Genomic DNA, 23,296 nt, shown 5'->3' on the forward strand with positions numbered 1-23,296 from the left:
GCAAACCTCCCTACCCGCCCCACCGCCTTTCTGTCATGCACTAGTCCGGCCGCCGCAGTACTGTCATGCTCCGGTCCACCAGAGTCAGCGTCTCTCCCGCCTGCACCTTCACCTCCGCTCCCGGCGTCACGCCCTCCGGGAGCGCGGTGTCGACCACCACCTGCCACTGCCGGCCGTGGTCGACCGGGACCACGAACTCCAGGGTCCTCGGCGAGGCGTTGAACATCAGCAGGAAGGAGTCGTCGGCGATGCGCTCGCCGCGCGCGCCGGGCTCGGAGATCGCGTTGCCGTTGAGGAACACCGTCAGCGCCGACGCCTGCGCCGAGTCCCAGTCCCGCTGGGTCATCTCCTTGCCCTCGGGAGTGAACCAGGCGATGTCCGACAGCTCGTCGTGGGTGCCCTCCACGGGCCGGCCGTGGAAGAAGCGCCGCCTGCGGAAGACGGGGTGTTCCTTGCGCAGCCCCACCAGCGCGCGCGTGAAGTCGAGCAGCGCGCTGCCGTCCTCGGGCCAATGCACCCAGGCCAGCTCGCTGTCCTGGCAGTAGGCGTTGTTGTTGCCGCGCTGGGTGCGCCCGAACTCGTCACCGTGGCTGATCATGGGCACGCCCTGGGAGAGCAACAGCGTGGCGATGAAGTTCCGCATCTGCCGCTCGCGCAGCTCCAGCACGCCCGGGTCGTCGGTCTCGCCCTCGGCCCCGCAGTTCCAGGACCGGTTGTGGCTCTCCCCGTCCCGGTTGTCCTCGCCGTTGGCCTCGTTGTGCTTGTCGTTGTAGGCCACCAGGTCGTGCAGGGTGAACCCGTCGTGACACGTCACGAAGTTGATCGAGGCCAGCGGACGGCGGCCGTCGTCCTGGTACAGGTCCGACGAGCCCGTCAGCCGGGACGCGAACTCCGCGAGCGTGCGCGGCTCGCCCCGCCACAGGTCCCGTACGGTGTCGCGGTACTTTCCGTTCCACTCGGTCCACAGCGGCGGGAAGTTGCCCACCTGGTAGCCGCCCTCGCCGACGTCCCACGGCTCGGCGATCAGCTTCACCTGCGAGACGATCGGGTCCTGCTGCACCAGGTCGAAGAACGACGACAGCCGGTCCACCTCGTGGAACTGACGCGCCAGCGTCGCCGCGAGGTCGAAGCGGAACCCGTCGACATGCATCTCGGTGACCCAGTACCGCAGCGAGTCCATGATCAGCTGGAGCACGTGCGGGGAGCGCATCAGCAGCGAGTTGCCGGTCCCCGTGGTGTCCATGTAGTACCGGGGATCGTCGGTGAGGCGGTAGTACGACGGGTTGTCCAGGCCCCGGAAGGACAGTGTCGGGCCCAGGTGGTTGCCCTCGGCGGTGTGGTTGTAGACGACGTCCAGGATGACCTCGATGCCGGCCTCGTGCAGCGCTCGCACCGCCGACTTGAACTCCAGGACCTGCTGCCCGCGGTCACCCCAGGAGGCGTAGGCGTTGTGCGGGGCGAAGAAACCGATCGTGTTGTAGCCCCAGTAGTTGTTCAGCCCCATGTCGACCAGCCGGTGGTCGTTCACGAACTGGTGCACCGGCATCAGCTCCAGCGCGGTGACGCCCAGCTCCACCAGATGCTCGATGAACGCCGGATGCGCGAGCCCCGCGTACGTGCCGCGCAGCTCCTCCGGCAGCCCCGGGTGCAGCATGGTGAGGCCCTTCACATGGGCCTCGTAGATCACCGTGTGGTGGTACTCGGTGCGGGGCCGCCGGTCGTCGCCCCAGTCGAAGTAGGGGTTGACCACGACCGACGACATCGTGTGCGGCGCCGAGTCGAGGTCGTTGCGCCGCTCGGGCGCGCCGAAGTGGTAGCCGTACACCTCCTCGCCCCAGCGGATCGAACCGCTGATCGCACGCGCGTACGGGTCGAGCAGCAGCTTCGCCGAATTGCAGCGCAGTCCGCGTTCGGGGGCGTACGGGCCGTGCACCCGGAACCCGTACCGCTGCCCAGGCATCACGCCCGGCAGGTACGCGTGCCGCACGAACGCGTCGCTCTCCCGCAGTTCCACCGCCGTCTCCGAGCCGTCGTCGTGCAACAGACACAGCTCTACTCGGTCCGCGGCCTCCGTGAAGACCGCGAAGTTCGTGCCGGCGCCGTCGTACGTGGCACCGAGTGGATACGCCTCTCCAGGCCAGACCTGCATGGACACGACTCTTCCAGGTGTGGGACGCGCCCGGTGGCGCCTTCCTCCGAGTCTCCCCAAAAGTGAGGGAACCACCTAAGACTTACGCCCCTCTTACCGGCCGACCAGTGCATACACGGTATGCCGAACATGTGGGGCAGAAACGAATACTCCCAAGGGACACAGGGGGAGTAGGGAGATCAACGTGCGCAAGACAGTGCACCGCCATCTGGGCAAGGTGGTGGCCGGTGCGGCCATAGCGGTGGCGGGGACCGCCGCCATGGTCGCGATCACCCTGCCGGGCACGGCGGGCGCCGGGGAAACGGGAGGCACGGGTGGCGGCCCGGCCGCTCAGCAGGCGGCACAGGAGCAGGGCGGTCCGGCGGCCGCGCCGCAGCCGGGCGTCGTCGAGAAGGCGGCCACCGAGGGGCAGAAGGGCAAGGGCCTCGACCCGCTGACCGACGACGAGACGGAACGCGTCGCGAAGCTCGCGGTGAACCGGCAGCTGCTCAACTCCAGCGAGAACGTCGAGGGCGCCCGCGGCCCGCAGCGCCTGACCGTCGACCTCGCCGAGCCCGAGGCCGACGAACTCGACGCCACGAACGCGCCCCGGCGCGCGGTGGTGACGTTCTACGACTACAAGAGCGACGACCTCGTCACCAAGACCGTCAACCTCGACACCGGCAAGGTCGAGCAGACGACCACCCAGCACGGCGTCCAGCCGCCGCTCAGCCGCGCCGAGAACCTCGAGGCGGCACGGCTGCTGATCGCCGACCCGCTGGGCGCGGACCTCAAGGCGGACTACAAGGACGCCACCGGCAAGGAGCTCACCTCGCCGGACCAGCTCCAGCTCAACGCCGCCATCTACCGGGCCACGCCGGGCGCCCAGTCCGCCGCGCTCGACAAGTGCGGCGAACACCGCTGCGTGCGGCTGTTCCCCAAGGTGAAGAACGGGCCCTGGATCGACGCCCGCCACCTCATCGTCGACCTGAGCGCCCGCAAGGTCGCCGAGCTCGACCGCGGCTGAGCCGCACTCCACCCACTTTTCCCACCGTCCCTCCTGCAAGGAAGTCATCTCTTCATGCGCGAAAACAGCCACAGCCGTGCCCGGGGGCGCACGGCGCTCGGCCTCTCCCTGGCCGCCCTGGCCGCCGGCGTGACGACCGGCGCCGGACCGGCCACCGCACAGCCCAAGGCGGCTCCCGCGCCCGCCGCCGAGTGCAGCGCGGCCTACCGCATCGAGCAGAAGCTCTCCACCGGCACGACCTGGCGCATGTGCTGGCGCTACGACAGCAAGGCCGGCCTCGTCCTCGACAACGTCTCCTACCAGCCCAAGGGCGAGACCAAGCCCATCAAGGTCCTGGAGAGCGCCCGGCTCGCCCAGATCGACGTCCCCTACGACGACGGAAGCGTCGAGTACGACGACCTCACCGGCTTCGGCTTCGCCCAGGGCCTGGTGAACATGGCGCCCACCGAGTGCCCCGGCGGCACCATCAAGACCGTCAAGGTGCCGGACGCCTTCTACTCGGACAACCCCAACATCAAGGGGCTGTGCACCACCACCCGCGCGCGCGGTCACGCGTACCGCATGCAGGCCGACAACAACAAGGTGTACCAGGAGCAGGGCAAGGACCTGCTCGTCTACACCGTCAACAAGGTCGGCTGGTACGAGTACATGACCGAGTGGCGCTTCCAGGACGACGGCACCATCAACATGAACGTCGGCGCGACCGGCAGCCTCTCGCCGGGCGACTACGACGCCGGCGACGGCCGCGGCTGGCCCATCGGCAACGGGGCCCGCTCCAAGGCCACCAGCCACAACCACAACGTCTTCTGGAAGCTCAACTTCGCCCTCGACGGCTCCTCCAAGAACACCGTCGAGCAGTACGACTCGGTCGTCAGCCCGCCCGCACGCGGCCAGGAGGCGCCCACCAACAAGACCACCCGCACCAAGGTCACCAAGGAACTCGCGGGCGACTCCAAGAACATGCGCTGGTGGCGCGTGGTCAGCGCCACCGGCAAGAACAAGGACGGCCACGCGCGGTCGTACGAGATCGTCCAGAACGCCACCAGCAAGTACCCGGGCCGCAGCTTCACCCGGCACGACGTCTACTTCACCGAGTACGACAAGTGCGAGCAGTTCGCCAGCAACAACCCGGGCTGCGCGAACGGCCACCCGCGGTTCGTCAACCAGTGGGTGAACGGGCAGACCCTCACCCGGCCCGTGGCCTGGGTGAACGTCGGCTTCCACCACATCGCGCGCGACGAGGACCAGCAGCCGATGCCGGTGCACTGGCAGGGCTTCTCCATCGCCCCCAGGGACGTGACCGCCATGAATCCGCTCACTCCGGCCGCCCTCGCGGACCAGAACGGCCAGCCCCGCAACGGCTAGTCGGGAAACTGCCGTGCCCATCGGGCTGCACCGTCGACCGCTTGCGGAGTACCCTTCCTTGATCGTTGGGACGGGGAGTGCTCGGGGGAGCGGAAGGCGGTGCGCGGGTGGGCTCGGGAGGGCTGGAGCTGCCCCCTGGTGACGAGGGTCACGAGGGGAGCTCCACAGAGGTCCCGCCCGGCACGGTGTCCCTGGCACGTCCCATGGACGCCGGTGCCATCGGACCGGAGCTGGACTGGGACGCCGACGCCTGGCGCGAGGTGCGTACGCGCGCCCAGCGGGCCGGCCGGGCCTACATCTGGCTGAACCTCGTCGAACAGCGGCTGCGCGCGGTCGTGGCCGCTGTGCTGCGCCCCATCTACGAGCCCGTCCACGGCGACGAGTGGGTCGTCGCCGCGGCCGGCCCCGCCGGACAGGAGTGGGTGCAGCGCGCGGTCGCCGTCCGCGAGGTCAGCCGCCGCAAGGGCTATCTGCTCGACCCGGCCGACGACAACGTGATCAGCTTCCTCACGCTGCCGCAGCTGCGCGAGCTGATGGTGCAGCACTGGCCGTGCTTCGAGCCCTACTTCGACGAGCGCCGCGACCTCGAACTCGCCCTGGACGAGCTGGAGGTCACCCGCAACGTCGTCTCGCGCAACCGGGCCCTGTCCGAGGCCGTCCTGAACCAGGCCGAACGGGCCTCGGCACGGCTGCTGGAGATGCTCGGCACGGGGGGCGACGTACCTTCCGCCCGCCGGCTGCCCGTCGACGCCGTCGAGGACCTCATCGGCGACCGCTACGCCGACGTCGTCGCCGTCCACTCCGACCGGGTGCGGCTGATGCGCCAATTCCCCGCCGAGGACATCTTCGGCGGTGCCCGCCGCCTCGACGCCATCGGCATCGGCCTCAACCTGCTCGTGCAGAACTTCTCCGGACGCCGGCTGATCCGGATGGCCGAGGCGGGCGCGCGCGTCCGGCTGCTGTTCCTCAACCCCGCCTCCAGCGCGGTCAAGCGCCGCGAGCGGGAGCTCGGACTGAAGCGGGGCGAGCTGAGCCGCGCCGTCGAGATGAACATCCTGCACATGCGACGGGTGCGCTCCCGGCTGCGGGACCCGGGCGCCTTCCAGATCCAGGTCTACGACGAGACCCCGCGCTTCACCGCCTACCTCGTCGACGGCGACGGCTCCGACGGCATCGCGGTCGTGCAGTCCTATCTGCGGCGGGCGCGCGGTATGGAAGCGCCGGTGCTGGTGCTGCGCAACGGCCACCGGGTGCTCAAGTCGGAAGAGATCGACGAAGGCGGGCTGTTCGCCGCGTACCGCGAGGAGTTCGAACTGGCTTGGGTGGATTCGCGCCCGGTGTCCTGAACTGCCCCTGAGGTTCGAGGAGGCGGTGGCCGGGGAAGCGGAACGCAGTCCTCTGATTGTCAGTGGCGCATGCGATGGTGGAGGCCACTGGGGGAAAGCACCACCGAGAAGGGGGGCCGGTATGGCCTGGCACCGGGAGCTGCTCGTCGGCTTCGACCTGGAGACCACCGGGACGGATCCGCGGGAGGCACGCATCGTCACGGGCGCCGTGATCGAGGTCAGAGGCGGGCAGGTGCTGGGGCACCGGGAGTGGCTCGCGGATCCGGGCGTGGAGATCCCGGCGGACGCGGTCGCGGTGCACGGCATCAGCAACGAGCGCGCGGCCACCGAGGGCCACCCCGCCGACCAGGTCGCCGACGCCATCGCCGACGTCCTCGTCACCTACTGGAAGACGGGCGTCCCGGTCGTCGCCTACAACGCCGCCTTCGACCTCACCCTGCTCTCCGCCGAACTCCGGCGGCATGCCCTGCCGTCCCTGCGCGACCGCCTGGGCGGCCTCGACCCTGCCCCGGTCGTCGACCCGTACACCATCGACCGCTGGGCCGACCGCTACCGCCGCGGCAAGCGCAACCTCGAAGCGGTCTGCGCGGAGTACGGCGTCACCCTCGACACCGCCCACGACGCCTCGGCCGACGCCCGCGCCGCCGCCCACCTCGCCTGCGCGATAGCCGCCCGCCACCCCAAGGTCGCCGCACTCGGCCCCGCCGAACTCCACCGCCGCCAGATCGAGTGGTACGCCGACTGGGCAGCCGACTTCCAGGCCTTCCTGCGCCGCAAGGGAGAGACGGACGCGGTGGTGGACGGGACGTGGCCGTTGCGGGAGTTGGCGGACAGCCAGTCCGTCTGAGCGGCGCAGGGCCTCGTGGCCACCGCTCAGAACGGATACCAGCGCACCGTCTCGTCACCCTCCCGCAGTGACGCCACACGTCGCTCGAACTCCGCCCGCGCCTTCGGATTGCTCGGCGCGTGCTGGGCCACCCACGCGCAGCTCGCCGTCTCCCGTGCCCCGCGCAGCACCCCGCAGCCCTCCCACGTCCGCACATCCCACCCGTACGCCTCGACGAAGGAGTCGTACGCGTCGGCGGGAAGCCCGTAGCGGTCGCGGGAGAGGGCCATGACCACCAGGTCGTGCTCGCGCAGGTCGGCGGAGAAGGTCTCCAGGTCCACCAGGACGGGCCCGTCCGCTCCGACATGCACATTGCGGGGCAGCGCGTCGCCGTGGATCGGACCGGGCGTCAGCCGCGGGGTGAGCGCCGCCGCGGCCGCCGCGAAACCGTCCCGGCGCTCCCGCAGATACGCCGCGTCCTCCGGGTCGATCGCGTCACCCGCGAGCCGCAGCCAGCGTTCCACCCCGCCCAGCAGTTCGCGCGGCGGCAGCTCGAAGGAGGGGGACGGCAGCGCGTGGACGACCCGTAGCAGTTCGGCCAAATCCCGTGGCTCGGCGGGCCGTACCGCGTCGGGCAGCCGGTGCCACACCGTCACCGGGTGGCCCTCCACGAGACGGGCCTTCGGCTCCGCCGCCCGCACCGCCGGTACGCCCGCCCCGGCGAGCCACTCCGCGACGGCCAGCTCGCGCCGCGCCCGGTCGAGGAGCTCGGCGTCGCGGCCCACCTTGACGACCAGCTCACCGGCGGCGAACACCGCGTTCTCGCCCAGGGCGAGGAGCCGCGCGTCCCGCGCCGGACCGGACAGCACCTCTGCCGCGTCCAGTACGTCCCGCGCCCGTGCCTCGTCCATCGTCCGCTCCCTGTCCGTACGCGCCACGCGCCCTGATACGCCCACGCACCCGCCGTCGCGTTCCCGCCATTCGTCGGCCAGTGTCGCATCCGCACAGGTCGGGCGGTGTGCACGGTGCCTTGACGCGGCACATGACCTTCACGACCATGACCAGGCCGTCCGAGCCGTGCAAAGGGGCTGATTCCGTGACATCGGTGAGCGAGGCGACCGAGGTGAGGCCACCGGTGCGCGGTGCGCCGGGCCCGGGCGGACGGCGGGGCGCCGGCGGGGTCGGCGCCTGGTTCCTGGTCCTGCCCGCGCTGCTCCCCATCCTCGTCCTGAGCGTCGGACCGCTGCTGTACGGGATCCTGCTGGCCTTCACCGACGCCCAGTCGGGCCGGACCGAACCCACCGAGTGGATCGGCGGGCTCAATTTCCGCGACCTGCTGCACGACACCCTGTTCTGGGAGTCGTTCCGGATCGGCCTGGTCTGGGCGCTCGGAGTCACGGTCCCGCAGTTCCTGCTCGCCCTCGGCCTCGCCCTCCTGCTGAACCAGGAGTTACGGCTGCGCTGGCTGGCCCGCGCCCTGGCCATCGTCCCCTGGGCGATGCCCGAGGTCGTGGTCGGCATCATGTGGCGCCTCGTCTACAACCCGGACGCGGGCATCCTCAACGAGACCCTGCGCGATGTGGGCCTCGGCGACGGCCGCGACTGGCTGAGCGGCCTGGCGACCGCCCTCCCGGCGGTGATCGTCGTCGGCGTGTGGGCGGGCATGCCGCAGACGACGGTCACTCTGCTCGCCGGGCTGCAGAACACCCCGCGCGAACTGCACGAGGCGGCCGCGGTGGACGGCGCGGGCGCCTGGCGCCGGTTCCGCACGGTCACCTGGCCCGCCCTCAGACCCGTCGCCCTCGCCATCACCGCTCTCAACTTCATCTGGAACTTCAACAGCTTCGCCCTGGTCTACGTCCTGACCAACGGCGGACCGGGCGGCCGCACCCGTCTGCCGATGCTCTTCGCCTACGAAGAGGCCTTCCGCTACGGGCAGTTCGGGTACGCGGCGGCGATGGGCTGCGTGATGGTCGCCGTGATCGCCTTGTTCCTCGCCCTGTTCCTGGTGGGCCGGCTCAACGGAGGCGACGACGCATGAGGACCGGTCCCGCGACCCGAGCGGGCCAGTACGCGGCCCTGCTCGCCTATCTCGTCTTCCTCGCCTTCCCCTTCCTCTGGTTGGTCTCCACCGCGTTCAAGCCGCCCCGCGAACTGGGCAGCCTGCACCCCACCTGGATCCCGAAGGACCCGACCCTCGCCAACTTCCGCCAGGCCTTCGACGAACAGCCCCTGCTGCACGCCGCGTTCAACTCCCTCCTCGCCGCGCTGGGCGCCGCGCTGATCGCCGTGGCCGTGGCGACACCGATGGCGTACGTCATGGCCCGGCACCGCACCCGGCCGGCCCGGGCGGCGAGCGGATGGGTGGTGGTCAGCCAGGCCTTCCCGTTCGTGCTCGTGATCATCCCGCTGTTCCTGGTGCTGAAGAACCTTCGGCTGATCGACTCGGTGCCCGGGCTGGTGATGGTGTACGTGGTGTGGGCGCTGCCGTTCGCGCTGTGGATGCTCGTCGGATACGTCCGGGCCGTTCCCGTGGAACTGGAGGAGGCGGCCGCGGTCGACGGGGCGGGGCGGCTGCGGACCCTGGTGTCGGTGACGGCACCGCTGCTGGCGCCGGGGATCGTGGCGACAGCGCTGTTCGCGTTCATCACCGCGTGGAACGAGTTCTTCTTCGCCCTGGTGCTGCTCAAGACCCCGGAGAAACAGACCCTGCCGGTCGTCCTGACCCACTTCATCGGGGCGGAGGGCGTCGCGGACCTGGGGCCCCTGGCCGCCGCCGCGTTCCTCGCCACGCTCCCCTCGCTGGTCGTCTTCGCCGTCATCCAGCGACGGATCACAAGTGGGCTGCTCTCCGGGGCGGTGAAGAGCTGATGCGGACCTCATGGATGCGGACCCGATGGATCCTGGCGCTCGTCGTGACGCTGGTCCTCGCGGGCTGCTCGTCCGGCGGAGGGCGCGACGACGGCCCCGTCACCCTGCGCTTCCAGTCCCTGGCCTGGCAGGACGAGTCCGTCCGGGCCAACAAGGAGCTGGTGAGGGAGTGGAACGCGACCCACCCGGACATCAAGGTGCAGTACGTCCAGGGAAGTTGGGACAGCGTCCACGACCAGCTCCTCACCTCCTTCGAGGGCGGTGAGGCACCGGACATCATCCATGACGCCTCCGACGACCTCGCCGACTTCGCCTACGGCGGCAACCTCGCCGACCTGACCGACCTGCTGCCCGACCGGCTGAAGTCCGACATCCCGGCCCGCAGCTGGGAGACGACGACCTTCGGGGACGGCGTCTACGGCGTGCCGTTCCTCCAGGAGCCACGGGTGCTCGTCGCCAACGCGACCTGGCTGAAGAAGTCCGGCGTACGGATCCCCACGCCCGAAAAGCCGTGGAGCTGGGCCGAGTTCCGGCGGATCACCGACCGGCTCGGCGGCAAGGGGAGGTTCGGCGTCGCCTGGCCGCTGAAGGAGCCCGTCTCCGCCACGCTCAACCTCTCGCTGTCGGCGGGCGGGCAGTTGTTCCACCGGGGCGCGGACGGCAGGGTGACCGTCCGTTTCCAGGCAGGCGACGAGGTCGTACCGCGCACGGTCCACGACCAGGTGAACACCGACCGCAGCGCCTCACCCACGACCCTGGGCAGCGGCGGCTCGGACACCCTGCCCGGGTTCTTCGGCGGCAAGTACGCGATGGTCCCGCTCGGGTTCTCCTACCGCCAGCAGATCACCCAGCAGGCGCCCAAGGGCTTCGACTGGCAGGTGCTGCCCGCTCCGGCGGGCGCCGACGGGCTCGCCCAGGGCGTCAGCCCGCAGACGTTGTCGGTGGCGGAGGACAGCCCGCACAAGAGGGAGGCGGTCGCGTTCCTCGACTTCCTGTTGCGGCCCGCGAACATGGTGCGGCTGGCTCTGGGCGACTGGATGCTGCCGACCGGCACCCAGGCGCTGAAGGACCCCACCCTGCACACCGCGAAGGACGACTGGGCCACCGGTACCGCCCTCGCCGCCCACCTCCGCCCGGCCCCCGCGCAGTCCGTGCGCGGCTATCCGGAGTGGAAGGACAAGGTGGCGACGCCCGCCTTCCAGGAGTACTACAGCGGCGCGATCGGCCTCGACGAGCTGAGGAGACGTCTGGAGAGGGACGGCAACCTGGTCCTCGCCCGCTATCAGCGCTGAGCGGCCCGCAGGGCGAGGGCCTCCCGGAAGTCGGCGTGCGCGTCGGTGAACCGCTGGTCCGTGATCGACGCGCTCGCCCGGTCCAGGAGGGCCCGCGCGAGCGGAGCCGAGCCGGCCGCCGGGTCGAGTTCGTACAGGTGCCGGGCCAGGAGCACGCCCTCGTCGAAGAGGTCGCCCACGAGCTCCAGGTAGCGGTACCCGCATCGGTGCTCGGCGTCCAGAGTGGCCCGGACCCGCAGCCTGCGGTGCAGCCGGACCCGAGCGACCGGGTCCGCCGAGGCGTCGAAGGCCTCCCGCAGGGCGGGCACTTCACCGAAGTAGGCGGCGCGGACGTCGATGGTCCAGCGCATGGGCTCCGCACCGAAGCACGGCACCGGACGCCCCGGCGCGAACACCTCGTCGCCCATGCCGGAGAGGCCGAACAGGACGGCCCAGTACGTGTAGAGGTACGAGCCCTGGTCGGCCCGGCTCGTGCCCGCGGCGAGCCCGGCGAGGAGCTCGGCGGCCTCGTCGTACGCGGCCGAGGCGGGATCGAACTCCCCGTAGCCGTCGAGCAGTTCCGCGAGCCGGACGAGGGCGAACAGCAACAGCTCCGGCGGCAGGTCCCGTTCGGCCCTGTGCTGTCGCTCGATCGCGACCAGCTCACGGGCCGCGGCCACCGCCGTCTCCCGCAGGCCCGCCGCCTCCGCCGCGGCCATCCACTCCAACAGGCTCCAGGCGAAGCCGCCGCCCTGCGGACCGTGCGGCCGGCCGATCCGGACCGACTCCTCGTGCAGCTCGGCCGCCTCCCGGTGCCGGCCCTCCTCGGCCAGGGCGCGCGCCCAGTGGTCGAGCCACCGCCGGACGGGAGCGTCGGGGTCCGCGTCGAGGGCCCGCCGGCTCAGGGCCGCCATCTCCTCACGCACCGCCAGCGCCTCCGGGCGCCGCCCCAGTTCGAGCAACGCGCGCTGGCGGCAGTCCAGCGCGCTCAGCAGGGTCTCCGCACGCATCGGGTCGGCCTCGTCCATCGCGTACGCCGCCTCGGCCGCCTCGTCGTACAGGGCCAGCTGCACCTGGGGCTTCCCGCGCAGCTCCATCCCGCAACCGAGATCCCTCAACGCCCGTGACAGCCTTGGCAGATACGTCGCCGGACTCACCTTGGCGAGCACCCGGCAGGCGTCCACCTCCTGAAGCGGACTGGGCCGCCCCGAGCCCAGCAGTATGTTCCGCGCCCGAAGTACCGCGTCCTGGTCGACCTTCTCGGTCATGAGCCCCCCGTCCACACCTTCGACCGAACGTTTATACGTCATGGGCCCGGCTGCGAGTGGCCGAAACCTAATTGCACGAGACGTATCGTCTCGCCTATGGTCGGCTCATGACCACCCCCGCGCACATCGCCATGTTCTCCATCGCCGCCCACGGTCACGTGAACCCCAGCCTGGAGGTGATCCGCGAACTCGTCGCGCGCGGGCACCGGGTGACCTACGCGATCCCGCCGCTCTTCGCGGACAAGATCGCCGCCACCGGCGCCGAGGTGAAGCTCTGGAACTCCACCCTGCCCAAGCCCGACGACGACCCGTCGGCCTGGGGGAGCACACTCCTCGACAACGTGGAGCCGTTCCTCCGCGACGCCATCCAGGCCCTCCCGCAGCTGATCGAGGCCTACGAGGGCGACGAACCCGACCTCGTCCTGCAGGACATCACCGCCTACCCGGCCCGTGTCCTCGCCCACCGCTGGGGCGTGCCCGCCATCTCCCTCTCGCCCAACCTCGTCGCCTGGGAGGGCTACGAGGAGGAGGTCGCCGAGCCGATGTGGGCGGAGCCGAAGAAGTCGGAGCGCGGGCAGGCCTACTACGCCCGCTTCCAGGGGTGGCTGGAGGAGAACGGGGTCACCCTGCACCCCGACGACTTCGCCGGCCGGCCCGACCGCTCCCTCGTCCTCATCCCGAAGGTGCTCCAGCCGAACGCCGACCGCGTCGACGAGAGCGTGTACACCTTCGTCGGCGCCTGCCAGGGCGACCGCAGCGCCGAGGGTGACTGGGAGCGCCCCGTCGGCGTCGAGAAGGTCGTGCTGGTGTCGCTCGGCTCGAGCTTCACCAAGCAGCCCGGCTTCTACCGGCAGTGCGTCGAGGCCTTCGCAGACCTGCCCGGCTGGCACCTGGTGCTCCAGGTCGGCAAGCACGTGGACCCCGCCGAACTGGGCGACGTACCGGCGAACGTGGAAGTACGTTCCTGGGTGCCGCAGTTGGCGATCCTCAAGCAGGCCGACCTGTTCGTCACGCACGCCGGGGCCGGCGGCAGCCAGGAGGGGCTGGCCACCGCCACCCCGATGATCGCCGTACCGCAGGCCGTCGACCAGTTCGGCAACGCCGACATGCTCCAGGGGCTGGGCGTCGCCCGCCATGTCCCGATGGAGGAGGCCACCCCCGAAACCCTGCGCGCGGCCGCCCGGGCTCTCCTCGACGATCCGGAGGTCGCCCGCCGGCTGAAGGAGGTCCAGGCCGGGATGGCCGAGGAGGGCGGCACGAAGCGGGCGGCCGACCTCATCGAGGCCGAACTGCGCAGCCGTAAGGCGTGACGGGCCGACCGGCCTTCCGCCGGGCATGAGGAAGGGCCCGCCGGTCTCCTCCCCAAAGGAGACCGGCGGGCCCTTCCTACGAACCGGAGGGATCAGACCCTCAGCGGTTCGCCCTCGTCGTCCCGGACCGGCGACGCCATGGCCTCGGGCGACTCGTCGTGGGTGAGGTCGGGCAGCCGGTGCAGCCACTTCGGCAGGTACCAGTTGCGCTCGCCGAGCAGCGCCATCACCGCGGGGAGCAGCACGCCCCGGATCACCGTCGCGTCGATCAGGACGGCGGCCGCGAGGCCCACACCCATCTGCTTCATGGTCTGCATGGACAGCGTCCCGAAGATCGCGAAGACGGCGACCATGATGACGGCGGCGCTGGTGACGACACCGGCCGTGGTGACCACGCCGTGCTTGATCGCCTCGTTCGTCGTACGGCCCCGCATCCTCGCCTCACGGATCCGCGAGACCACGAACACGTGGTAGTCCATCGACAGACCGAACAGGATCACGAAGAGGAACAGCGGCAGCCAGGTGACGATGGCGCCCACGCCCTCCGCGCCCACCATCGACGCGCCCCAGCCGTGCTGGAAGACGCCGACGAGGATGCCGTACGCGGCGCCCACCGAGAGCAGGTTGAGCACGATCGCGGTGATCGCGATCGTCAGCGAGCGGAACGACAGCAGCATCAGCAGGAAGGCGAAGACCACGACGAACGCGAAGACCGGGGCGACGGCTCCGCCGAGCTGGTCGTTGAAGTCCTTCGAGCCGGCGACCTGACCGGTGATCGGGGCCTCGACGCCGTCGACCTTGCCGAGGGTGGCCGGCCGTACGTCGTCGCGTAGCTTGTCCAGGCTCGCGCCCGCCTTGTCCAGGTCGGAGCCGCCGACCAGCGGGACGTACACGTAGGCCAGGTTCTGCTCGTCGTGCAGCTTGATCTCGACCGGGCCGCGGGAGGCGCCCGAACTGATCGCCTGCTCACGGAAGTCGGCCAGCGCGGACTTCACCTCGGGAGCGTTGATGTCCTTGGCCTTGACGATGACCTCGGCCGGCTCGGAGCCGCCCGGGAAGGCCTCGTTGAGCCGGTTGTACGTCTGGACGATGGGCAGCGAGTCGCCGAACTCCTGGTCCAGGGTGAGCTGCTGGGTCTTCATGCCGAGCGCGGGAGCGGCGATGGCGAGCAGCGCGCCGGCCGCGACGACCAGCGAGACGGCGGGCTTGGCGAGCACGACCTTCAGGACGGCGCTCCAGAACCGGCTGCCCTCGTCGCTGCGCCGGCCCTTTCCGTTCTTGCGGCGCTTGTCGGGGTGCAGGAACGGGATCCGCCCCTTCTCCACCCGCTCGCCGAGCAGCGACAGCAGCGCGGGAAGCACGGTAACGGAGCCGACCATGGCGACCGCCACCACCATCAGGGAGGCCAGGCCCATCGCCTCGAACGTGGTGAGCCCGGTGAACAGCATGCCCCCCATCGCGACGCACACGGTCACGCCGGAGACGATCACGGCACGGCCGCTGGTCGCCGCGGCGATCCGCAGCGCGGTCTCCGCGTCCCGGCCGGCCGCCCGCTCCTCGCGCTCACGGCGCAGGTAGAACAGGCAGTAGTCGACGCCCACGGCCAGACCGACCAGCAGCATCACGGAGCTGGCGGTGTCGTCCATCGGCTGGAAGTGGCTGGCGATGCCCATCAGACCCATCGTCGCCATGATCGCGGTGATCGCCAGCAGCACCGGCAGCAGCGCCGCCACCAGCGCCCCGAAGGCGATCAGCAGGATGCCCAGGGCCACCGGCACCGCGGAGTACTCGGCCTGCTGGAAGTCGTCGCCGAACGCGTCGTCGAACGTCTTCATCATGCTGGCGCCGCCGATCTCCTCGATCCGCAGCGAGGAGTGGTCCTTCTGGACGCCTTCGACGGCCTCGAGCACGGGCTCGACCCGCTCGCCCGCGGTGTCGGAGTCACCGCGCATGTCGAACTGCACGAGCGCGCTGCGGCCGTCCTTCGAGATCGACTGCGTGTCGTACGGCGACGTCACGTCGGTGACCTTGCCGGTCCCCTCGACGGCCTTGACGATCGCGGCGACGGCGTCCTTGAACTCCGTGTCCGTGGCCTTGAGGGAGCCGTCCTTCGCCTGGACGAGGACGGTCTCGCTGGCCGGCTCCTCGATACCGGCGTCCTCGATGATCTTGGCGGCGGTGTGGGTCTCACCGCTCAGCTGGTCGCTCTCCTTGACCTCGACCGTGCCCATCGCCGAGCCGATCCCCATGGCCAGGACGACGAACAGGACCCAGACACCGACGGCCGCCCATCGGTGCCGGGCGCTCCACCCGCCGGCCCGGGCGGCGAAACCTCGCACCCGTGTATCTGACTTCCCCATGACCGGCTTGCCCCCTTGTGTGCGGTGGCAGCCCCCTGCCGCCACCTTCCACCTCGAAGGTATGGGCCGGATAAAGCCATCTCCTCGTGCTCGCCGGTGAAGTGCGACGCGCGCGGGTCCTCCCGACGGACCCCGTCTCCTCCCCACTGGGGAGGAGTCTGGCCCCTACATCTATATGACGGATTCAGGGGTCGTGATCAGGGGCGGGACGCGAAGGCCGCCTTAGGGTGTGCGGATGACGACCAAGACGTACGCGGCGCTGCTGCGCGGAATCAACGTGGGCGGCCACAAAAAGGTCCCGATGGCCGAGTTGCGCACCCTGCTGGAGGGCCTCGGTCACGGCGCCGTCCGCACCTACCTCCAGAGCGGTCAGGCCGTGTTCGCCTCCGACCACGGCGACGACGAGTCCCTCGCCGCCGAGCTCACGGGAGCGGTGGAGAAGCGCTTCGGCTTCTCCGTCGACGTGATCGTGCGCGACCACTCCTACCTGAAGGCGATCGTCGACACCTGCCCGTTCCCGGCCGCCGAGCTGGAGGCCAAGCAGCTCCACGTCACGTACTTCTCCGGGCCCGTCGACGAGCGGCGCTTCGCCGAGATCGACCGGGCCGCCTGCCTCCCGGAGGAGTTCCGCCTCGGCGACCGCGCGCTGTACCTGTACGCCCCCGAGGGCCTCGGCCGCTCCAAGCTCGCGGAGCACCTTGCCAAGCCCCGCGTCAACAAGGGCCTGATCGCCACGACCCGCAACTGGAACACGGTCGTCAAGCTGGTGGAGCTGACGGAGCAGGCCTGACCGCGAGGGCCTCCAGGTCGGCCTCGGACAGTCGTACGGCGGCCGCGTCGAGGTTCTGCTCCAGGTGCGCGAGCGAACCGGTGCCGGGAGTCGGGCAGAGCACGGGCGAGCGGTGCAGCAGCCAGGCCAAGGCGACCTGCCCCGGGGTGACCCCGTGCGCGGCGGCGACCGACGTGCACACCGGGTCCGCCGTCAACGCCCCGTTGCCCAGCGGGAACCACGGCAGGAAGGCGATCCCGCGCGCCTCGCACAGCGCCACCAGGGGCTCGGAGGCGCGGTCGAGGAGGTTGTAGCGGTTCTGGACGGACACGATGTCCGTCAACTCCAGTGCCGCTTCGAGCTCTTCGACGGTGACCGTGTCGAGGCCGATGTGCCGGATCTTTCCCTCGGCGCGCAACTCCGCCAGCGCGCCGAGCTGTTCGGCCAGGGGCACCTCGGGGTCGAGCCGGTGCAGCTGATACAGGTCGATGGCTTCCAGTCGCAGCCTGCGCAGACTCGCCTCGCACATCGCCCGCAACCGCTCCGGTCGCCCGTCGACGTGCCAGGCGTGATCACTGGTGCGTACGACCCCGCCCTTGGTGGCGACCAACAGCCCCGCGGGGTAGGGGTGCAGGGCCTGGGCCACCAGTTCCTCGGCGACGGACGGCCCGTAGTTGTCCGCCGTGTCGATCAGCGTCACCCCACGCTCCACCGCCCGCCGCAGCACCGCCACCGCGTCCCGGGCGTCACCGCGCGGCCCCCAGTAACCGGGGCCGGTGAGCTGCGCGGTGCCGTAACCGAGGCGGCGGACGGTCAGGTCCCCGCCGAACGTGAACGTTTCCTCGATCATTTGACGGAGCGTACACACGCCTGTGCGAAGCTCGTCCCATGCGCTACATCATCATCGGGGCAGGAGCGGTCGGCGGCACGATCGGCGGCCGCCTGGCGGGTGCCGGACACGAGGTCGTCCTGGTCGCGCGCGGCGCGCATCACACGGCACTGCGCGCGGGCGGACTGCGGCTGACGGTGCCGGAGGGCGAGCTGACGTACCGGCTGCCGACGGTCGACGGACCCGGCGCGCTGGGCGAGTTGCGCGCCGACGACGTCCTGGTCCTCGCCGTCAAGACGCAGGACAGCGAGGCCGCCCTCCAGGCGTGGGCCCCGGTACCCGTCGAGGGCGGCGGCACCGCGGCCGAGCGGCTGCCCCTGGTCTGCGCCCAGAACGGCGTGGAGAGCCAGCGGCTAGCCCTGCGCCGCTTCCGGCACGTGTACGGCGTCTGCGTCTGGCTCCCGTCCACCTACGTCGAACCCGGCGTCGTCTCCGCCGCCGGCACCCCCCTCACCGGCGTGCTCCACCTCGGCCGGTACCCGCACGGCACCGACGAGACCGCCCGGCTCATCGCCGCCGACCTCGAGAAGTCGAAGTTCGAGGCACCGGTCGTACCGGACGTGACCCGCTGGCAGTACGCCAAGCTCCTGGGCAACCTCGGCAACGCCCTGGAGGCCGTCGCCGGCCCCATCGACAGCGACGAGGCCCGGGCCCTCTACGCCAGGGTCCGCGCGGAGGGCGAGGCGGTGCTGGACGCGGCAGGCATCCCGTACACGAGCGTCGAGGAGCAGCAGCGGGTCCGCGGCGACAAGATCACTCTCGTTCCCCTCCCCGGCACCACCCGGGGCGGCGGCTCCTCCTGGCAGTCCCTCACCCGCGGCACCGGCACGATCGAGGCCGACTACCTCAACGGCGAGATCGTCCTCCTGGGCCGCACCCACGGCGTCCCGACCCCGCTGAACGAACTCCTGCAGCACCTCGCCAACACCTTCGCGAGAGAACGCCGGGCGGCAGGGTCGATGCCCCTGCCGGAACTGGTGAGTTTGGCCGAGCGGGCCGGTGGGTGACCAGCGACTGATCAGTGGGTGAGGAGGGCGCCGGTGACGCTGGGGTGCCTGAGGTAGTCGAGCACGCTGTGCGGCCACAGGGGCGCGATGCTGATCTCCGGCAGTTCCTCGACACCCGGGAACACACGGGCCAGTTGCCCCTTCGGCACGGCCACGAAGTCCCCGACGTCGGCGACGTTCACCCAGCGTCGCGTCCCCGGCGGCCTGCTGCCCAGGCCGTCCAGCGGCGCGGGGTCGAGCCGGTGGAAGACCGCGTGCGGCAGGGCGAGCGGTGACCCGAGGGTGAGGAAGAGCCGCACGTCGAGTTCGCCCGCCAGGTCGTGCAGCGCCTCGTAGGCGACCACACTGCCCAGAGAATGGGCGACGACGACGTCCGGGCGGTGACGTACGAGGGCGGTGCGGACGCGCTCACGCACGGCCTCACGCCGACCGGCGAAGTAGCGCGTCACCTCCGGGAAGAACATCCCCACGGTCTTCTCGACGAGCGCGGGACGCTGCCCGGTCCGCTGCGCGACCTCCCCGCAGATCCAGCGGAGCCAGCCGGTGGCCCGGCCCTGGACTCCGGCGGGGGTGACGCCGTGGGCGAGGGCCCACTGCTCGACGAGGGAGAGCTCGGCCTCGGTGAGGTCCTCGCTCTGGCGTTCACTGCGCAGGAGGTCGGCGTAGTAGGCGGTCTCCAGGTGGAGGGCGGGGACGGCGGTGCCGAGGGCGGTGAGCCAGTCGGCGGTGAGGCGTTTGGCGCCCAGGGTGGGGGTGGAGTCGGTTGCCTTGTAGTTGCGGACGCCGTGGACGCCGAGGATGCGGGTCATGCGGATGCCTCCGGGCCCGGGGCGACGAAACCGTACGTTGCCATGGCATCGTTGACCACGGCGAAGATCCGGTCCGGGCCTATGAAGCCGAAGGAGCGCGGATGCCCGGCGAGCGGGACCCTGGCGCAGAGACGGAGGGTCGTGGCGTCCCAGATACCGAGGGCGTAGCGGTCGGACTGTTCCTCCAGCGCCACGCCGATGAGTCTGCTGTCCCCGGAGAAGACGGGCGCGACCCTGGACCCCATCCAACTGTTGAGGCGGATGATCTCGGGGTCCGCGAGAGGTGGGGAACTGATCCGGTACAGATGCAGATGGGCGAAACCTTCTGTCATCGCCGCCAAGGTGCCCCCGTCCGGGGAGAATACGAGATGCGACACTCCGTCCCTCAGAGAACGGCTTGCGAATGCCTCTCCGGTGGCCGGATCCCGGAGGGTCAGCAGCCGGCTTCTCTGGTCATAGGCCGCTATGCAGCGACCGGTCGGTGAGGCGGCTACGCCTGCTGCTTCGAACTGGGGGAGTTCAGGGGTTTCCGGCTGCTGAGTGACATCTGTCCACAGGCGCAGCTGTCCGTTGCTGTCACCGCTCACCAGTACGGGAGAGGTGGGATGGGCGGCGATGTCGGAGATCCGGCCCCCACTGACCGGCAGACGGTTGATGACACGCGCCGACTCCGTGTCCACGACGTGCAGCGATGACCAGTTGCCAACGACCAGGAGTGACCCGTCCGGCGTGAAGGCGAGGCGGCCGTCCACTCCGCCGTTGACGCGGATGCGATCCTTCGCGGTGCGATCTTCGACGGTGTGCAGTGTGACGCCGCTGCGAGCACCCACGGCGAGGAGACGGCCGTCCGGGGAGAAGGCAACGGCATCAGCGCGCTCACCAGTCAGTGGAGACCACTGGTCCTGCTCCGGCTCCCAAACTGTCACCCCGGCAGAACCGCACACCGCCAGGAGGCCGTCAGGGCTGAACGCGACGTCCCTGACGTCGCCGATGTCATCCACGCCTCTGCCGGGCCCCCGGCGCGCCTGTTCCACCGGTCGGCCCTCTGTGACATCCCAGACGGAAACGCCGTGTGCCTCGCTCCCGACCGCGAGCCAACGACTGTCGGGAGAGAAGGCCAGCGCTCTGGGTGTGCCCGTCCAGGCGTGCCAGGGCGGGCCGGCGAGCACACGGTTCTTCACGTCCCAGAGTTGGACGCTTTGAGCCAAGGTGTTCACACCGAAGGCGAGCAGACGACCGTCGGGGGAGAAGGCGACACTCGTGACCCAACTGGCCCCAGCGCCGAAAGCAGGAGTGATCCGCCGCCATGTCTCCGTTTCCAGCACTTGGACCCCGCTGTGGGTGGCGGCCGCCAGCAAGGCTCCGTCCGGTGAGAACGACAGCCCGTGCACCATGTTGCTGCCGCTCTCGATGAAGCGAGTGCTGGAGTCCGTTTCACCGCCCTCCGACCAGAGCAGACCCTGAGCCGCCGCCTCCGGCCGTACGGCGACCTGGCGGGCTATCCGCGTGAAACTTTCCGCGAGCTCGTGAAAGCCCAGCCGGTGGGCGTCGAAGGCGAACACCGACGCCCTGTCGGACGCGGTGCTGAGCCGGGCGTGCGTCGCCCATGAGGCGCTCAGCAACTGGAGGCACTCCCGGGCGGGCTCGGACCTGACCAGGTCCATGGCGCGGTGATCCTCGCGCAGATCGAAGTGGATGAGGAAGTAGGGGTCGGTGAGGAGGGATTCGCCATGCGAGGCGGAACCGGTCCGCGCCGCGTGCCCCAGGGCGTGACGTAGTACGTAGGGCTCCTCCTCGGCGGCCTCCCAGGGGTCCGTGTCGTCGTCCGTACCTGACACGAACGGTCCGACGATCTGCGACAGCAGCCTTCCTTCGAGGTCGAAACTCTCCGCTTCGTCCAGCGGGTCCTCGCTCACCGGATGCCGGAACAGATAGTCGGCCAGACCCTGGTGGAAGAGCCGGTACAGGGTCTCACCGCTCTGCGGATCGGTGCCGTAGCGCAGGAAGGGCGAGGCTTCCCAGAGGGTGTCCTGGAAGTGGTCGCCCTCGATGTCGTCGCCATGCAGGGTTTTGACACAGCGCCGCAGGACCGTGCGCGGCATCCCCTCGCCGCGTGCCCGGGCGAGCACCGCCAGCACCGCACGCAGGCATGGGAAGTCGTGCCGTCGGGTCTTCAGGATCGACTCCAGCAGCGCCGGCAGGTCCGCCGACGCGGACTTCGCGTACGCGTCGGCGCCCACCTCGTCCTGGGGCGGGTGCTTCAGGGTCAGCAGGTAGTGGACGTACAGGCCGGCGAGGAGGAACGGGCCCCAGGGGGCGTGCGAGCGTGGGCCGCGCACGATGTGCTGGGCCCCTTTCTTGGCCAGGAGGCCGACGAACTCCGAAGGAGCGCCGGTGGCGTAGGGTTCCCGGGCCGTCAGCATGCGCTGGATGTAGTGGCGCACGTCCTGCTCGACGGTGAGCCGTTTCGCGGTGTCCAGGTCGATGTGATCGCTCGCGATGTCGACCGCCTCTTCCAGCGCGGACAGCGCGTTCACGACTTCGCGACGGCCGCCGAGCAGCATCCTGCACGGGGCCGGAACCGTCTCGCCGTTCTTCCGACCCGGCGCGAGCAGGTCAGCGACCAGACGGAGCACCGCCTGGGGCTCGGTGCTCTCGTCCACGGCGTCGAGCACGATGAGGCGTTGCTTCTGCTCGTGTTCGAGTGCCGCGCGCAGCGTGGAGACGGTCCAGCGATGCCCCCGCGACGTCTCCCTTCCCCGCCCGGCACCCACAGGCCCAGACAGCCCCGCCATCCGCGCAATGGCTTCGACCACCTGCTGCGCCGACCGCTGCCGAGCATGCACTGCCACGACATCCGGCACCTCGGGGAGGTCGACCTCCGCCGGCTCCCACAACTCCCGGAACCGCCGCCGCAACTGCGGATCAGCGGCACAGACGATCACCCCCAGCAGCCCGGACTTGCCCGCGCCCGCCGCCCCGGTGACCGTCAGCAGACGTCCCGTTCCCGACAGCCACTCCGCGTAGTGCCTCAGCTCCGCCGTCCGCCCCGAGAAGAAGCCGACGCTGGTGTCCGTCGGCACGAGCCCCCGCCCCGACGCGCGGTCGGCGAAGTAGCGGGCATCGTCGCCGTGTTGACCCGCCCCGCCCTGGTCACCGAGGTCGCCCTCACCCGGGACGTACCCCAGTGAGCGGCGCCTCAGGTGGATCTCCTCGGCGGTGAGCGAGGTCGTGCGCGGATTGGGCAGGAAAGGCCAGTCGGCGTCTCCCTGCTCGACGTTGAAGCCGAGCGACAGACGGCGGCGCGCCGGTTCACCGCGGCCCACCCGGAGGAGTTCATGGACGAACTGTTCGAAAGCGATCGCCTCGTCGTCCAGATTGAAGTCCCGGTCCGCCAGCCGATGCAGCGCCGTCGCCACCCAACTGCTGAACTTCCCCTGCTCCGTCGGCGAGTCACTGACGCACGCCCCCAGTGCCCACACGCCCCGGTCGGCGTCGAGTTCGGTGAACGGCTGGCGTCCCGTGGCCGCGCCGGCCGAGCAGGTGTCCACCAGGAAGACGACACGGCGCCCGGGCCCCGCGCGCTCGACCTCCCGCTGCGCCCGCGCGATCCAGGGGTCCACATAGACTTCGCGGTCGTCGCGGGCGATGAAGGAGAGCCGGTGGTCACGGTCGACCTTCCCGTGTCCGATCAGATGGACGACGAAGACGTCGGCCGGCCCGGGCTCGTCGACGAGCCGTTCGCGCAGCAGCGCCTCGATCTCGCGCTCGGTCGGATCCAGCCGGGGATCGACCGTGGCTCCCAGCCGTTCGAACGCCTTGGCCACCTCGTCCACACGGGCCGGGACGAATCCGAGATCCTCCACGTCCGAGCCGTCGTCGAAGCTTCCCACCCCGATCGACAGCACGGTCACGCCAGGAGCACCCCGGCGCTTGGTCGACTCTTCCAACGGGTCTCCTGCGCAGATCGGTCGGCACGGCGCCGTGGCTCACAGCCCTGCCCGGCGTGACCTTCCGACGCTACCTGATCAGATGACGCATCGACCGCCC

General features: G+C 70.5%; 17 protein-coding genes. 10 read left to right on the forward strand and 7 right to left on the reverse strand.

Translation table 11 applies throughout. The features are described from left to right. Positions 1-40: 40 nt before the first annotated feature. Positions 41-2,149: a glycogen debranching protein GlgX gene (glgX, locus tag ACGFNV_RS19360; RefSeq protein ID WP_393623938.1), complete on the reverse strand. Its 2,109-nt coding sequence runs from the start codon at positions 2,147-2,149 to the stop codon at positions 41-43. Positions 2,150-2,333: 184 nt separating this feature from the next. Here glgX and ACGFNV_RS19365 point away from each other — a divergent pair, with 184 nt between their 5' ends. The 4 genes from ACGFNV_RS19365 to ACGFNV_RS19380 all read left to right on the forward strand — a co-directional run bounded on the left by ACGFNV_RS19365 (position 2,334) and on the right by ACGFNV_RS19380 (position 6,713). Further along, positions 2,334-3,155 (forward strand): Tat pathway signal sequence domain protein, encoded by an 822-nt coding sequence (locus tag ACGFNV_RS19365; protein WP_393623939.1) that lies wholly within the window; start codon positions 2,334-2,336, stop codon positions 3,153-3,155. A gap of 54 nt (positions 3,156-3,209) precedes the next feature. Beyond that, the gene (locus tag ACGFNV_RS19370) at positions 3,210-4,520 is read left to right on the forward strand and encodes a copper amine oxidase (RefSeq protein ID WP_393623940.1); all 1,311 of its coding nucleotides are present in this window, start codon (positions 3,210-3,212) and stop codon (positions 4,518-4,520) included. Positions 4,521-4,597: 77 nt separating this feature from the next. Further along, on the forward strand, positions 4,598-5,866 hold the full coding sequence (locus ACGFNV_RS19375) for an SAV2148 family HEPN domain-containing protein (protein WP_208299213.1): 1,269 nt from the start codon (positions 4,598-4,600) through the stop codon (positions 5,864-5,866). A 121-nt stretch (positions 5,867-5,987) separates the two neighbouring features. Then, complete coding sequence (locus ACGFNV_RS19380) at positions 5,988-6,713, forward strand: 3'-5' exonuclease (protein WP_393623942.1); 726 nt, start codon at positions 5,988-5,990, stop codon at positions 6,711-6,713. 26 nt (positions 6,714-6,739) lie between these two features. On the opposite strand, the gene ACGFNV_RS19385 is transcribed toward ACGFNV_RS19380, so the two are convergent. Then, positions 6,740-7,603 carry a phosphotransferase enzyme family protein gene (locus tag ACGFNV_RS19385; protein ID WP_393623943.1) on the reverse strand — a complete coding sequence of 288 codons (864 nt, stop codon included), beginning with the start codon at positions 7,601-7,603 and terminating at the stop codon, positions 6,740-6,742. Between the two features lie 194 nt (positions 7,604-7,797). Here ACGFNV_RS19385 and ACGFNV_RS19390 point away from each other — a divergent pair, with 194 nt between their 5' ends. The 3 genes from ACGFNV_RS19390 to ACGFNV_RS19400 are packed head-to-tail and all read left to right on the forward strand — an operon-like array spanning position 7,798 to position 10,855. Further along, on the forward strand, positions 7,798-8,733 hold the full coding sequence (locus tag ACGFNV_RS19390; protein ID WP_393624081.1) for a carbohydrate ABC transporter permease: 936 nt from the start codon (positions 7,798-7,800) through the stop codon (positions 8,731-8,733). Continuing rightward, positions 8,730-9,563, forward strand: a complete 834-nt coding sequence (locus tag ACGFNV_RS19395; protein ID WP_393623945.1) for a carbohydrate ABC transporter permease — start codon at positions 8,730-8,732, stop codon at positions 9,561-9,563. The genes ACGFNV_RS19390 and ACGFNV_RS19395 overlap by 4 nt, the downstream gene beginning before the upstream one ends. A 14-nt stretch (positions 9,564-9,577) precedes the next feature. Next, a complete protein-coding gene (locus ACGFNV_RS19400) occupies positions 9,578-10,855 on the forward strand; it encodes an ABC transporter substrate-binding protein (protein WP_393623947.1) in 1,278 nt (425 codons plus the stop codon). Here the strand turns inward: ACGFNV_RS19400 and ACGFNV_RS19405 are convergent. Beyond that, positions 10,846-12,102 carry a hypothetical protein gene (locus ACGFNV_RS19405; RefSeq protein WP_393623949.1) on the reverse strand — a complete coding sequence of 419 codons (1,257 nt, stop codon included), beginning with the start codon at positions 12,100-12,102 and terminating at the stop codon, positions 10,846-10,848. The two genes, ACGFNV_RS19400 and ACGFNV_RS19405, sit on opposite strands and share 10 nt — an antisense overlap. A gap of 107 nt (positions 12,103-12,209) precedes the next feature. Here ACGFNV_RS19405 and ACGFNV_RS19410 point away from each other — a divergent pair, with 107 nt between their 5' ends. Continuing rightward, positions 12,210-13,412 (forward strand): glycosyltransferase, encoded by a 1,203-nt coding sequence (locus ACGFNV_RS19410; RefSeq protein WP_393623951.1) that lies wholly within the window; start codon positions 12,210-12,212, stop codon positions 13,410-13,412. 92 nt (positions 13,413-13,504) lie between these two features. On the opposite strand, the gene ACGFNV_RS19415 is transcribed toward ACGFNV_RS19410, so the two are convergent. Further along, positions 13,505-15,772: an MMPL family transporter gene (locus ACGFNV_RS19415; RefSeq protein ID WP_393623953.1), complete on the reverse strand. Its 2,268-nt coding sequence runs from the start codon at positions 15,770-15,772 to the stop codon at positions 13,505-13,507. Between the two features lie 235 nt (positions 15,773-16,007). Here ACGFNV_RS19415 and ACGFNV_RS19420 point away from each other — a divergent pair, with 235 nt between their 5' ends. Beyond that, complete coding sequence (locus tag ACGFNV_RS19420; RefSeq protein ID WP_393623955.1) at positions 16,008-16,562, forward strand: DUF1697 domain-containing protein; 555 nt, start codon at positions 16,008-16,010, stop codon at positions 16,560-16,562. Here the strand turns inward: ACGFNV_RS19420 and ACGFNV_RS19425 are convergent. Next, a complete protein-coding gene (locus tag ACGFNV_RS19425) occupies positions 16,531-17,391 on the reverse strand; it encodes an aldo/keto reductase (protein ID WP_393623957.1) in 861 nt (286 codons plus the stop codon). The genes ACGFNV_RS19420 and ACGFNV_RS19425 overlap by 32 nt on opposite strands. 38 nt (positions 17,392-17,429) lie before the next feature. On the opposite strand from ACGFNV_RS19425, the gene ACGFNV_RS19430 reads away from it, so the two are divergent. Continuing rightward, the gene (locus ACGFNV_RS19430) at positions 17,430-18,437 is read left to right on the forward strand and encodes a ketopantoate reductase family protein (protein ID WP_393623959.1); all 1,008 of its coding nucleotides are present in this window, start codon (positions 17,430-17,432) and stop codon (positions 18,435-18,437) included. An 11-nt stretch (positions 18,438-18,448) separates the two neighbouring features. Here the strand turns inward: ACGFNV_RS19430 and ACGFNV_RS19435 are convergent, their stop codons facing one another. Next, entirely contained in the window at positions 18,449-19,246 is a 798-nt protein-coding gene (locus ACGFNV_RS19435; RefSeq protein ID WP_393623960.1) for a serine peptidase, read from the reverse strand. Then, the gene (locus tag ACGFNV_RS19440; RefSeq protein ID WP_393623962.1) at positions 19,243-23,160 is read right to left on the reverse strand and encodes a hypothetical protein; all 3,918 of its coding nucleotides are present in this window, start codon (positions 23,158-23,160) and stop codon (positions 19,243-19,245) included. Before ACGFNV_RS19440 ends, ACGFNV_RS19435 begins: the two co-directional genes overlap by 4 nt. Between the last annotated feature and the right edge of the window lie 136 nt (positions 23,161-23,296).

It is taken from the genome of Streptomyces sp. NPDC048751 (assembly GCF_043198595.1).
Taxonomy (GTDB): domain Bacteria; phylum Actinomycetota; class Actinomycetes; order Streptomycetales; family Streptomycetaceae; genus Streptomyces.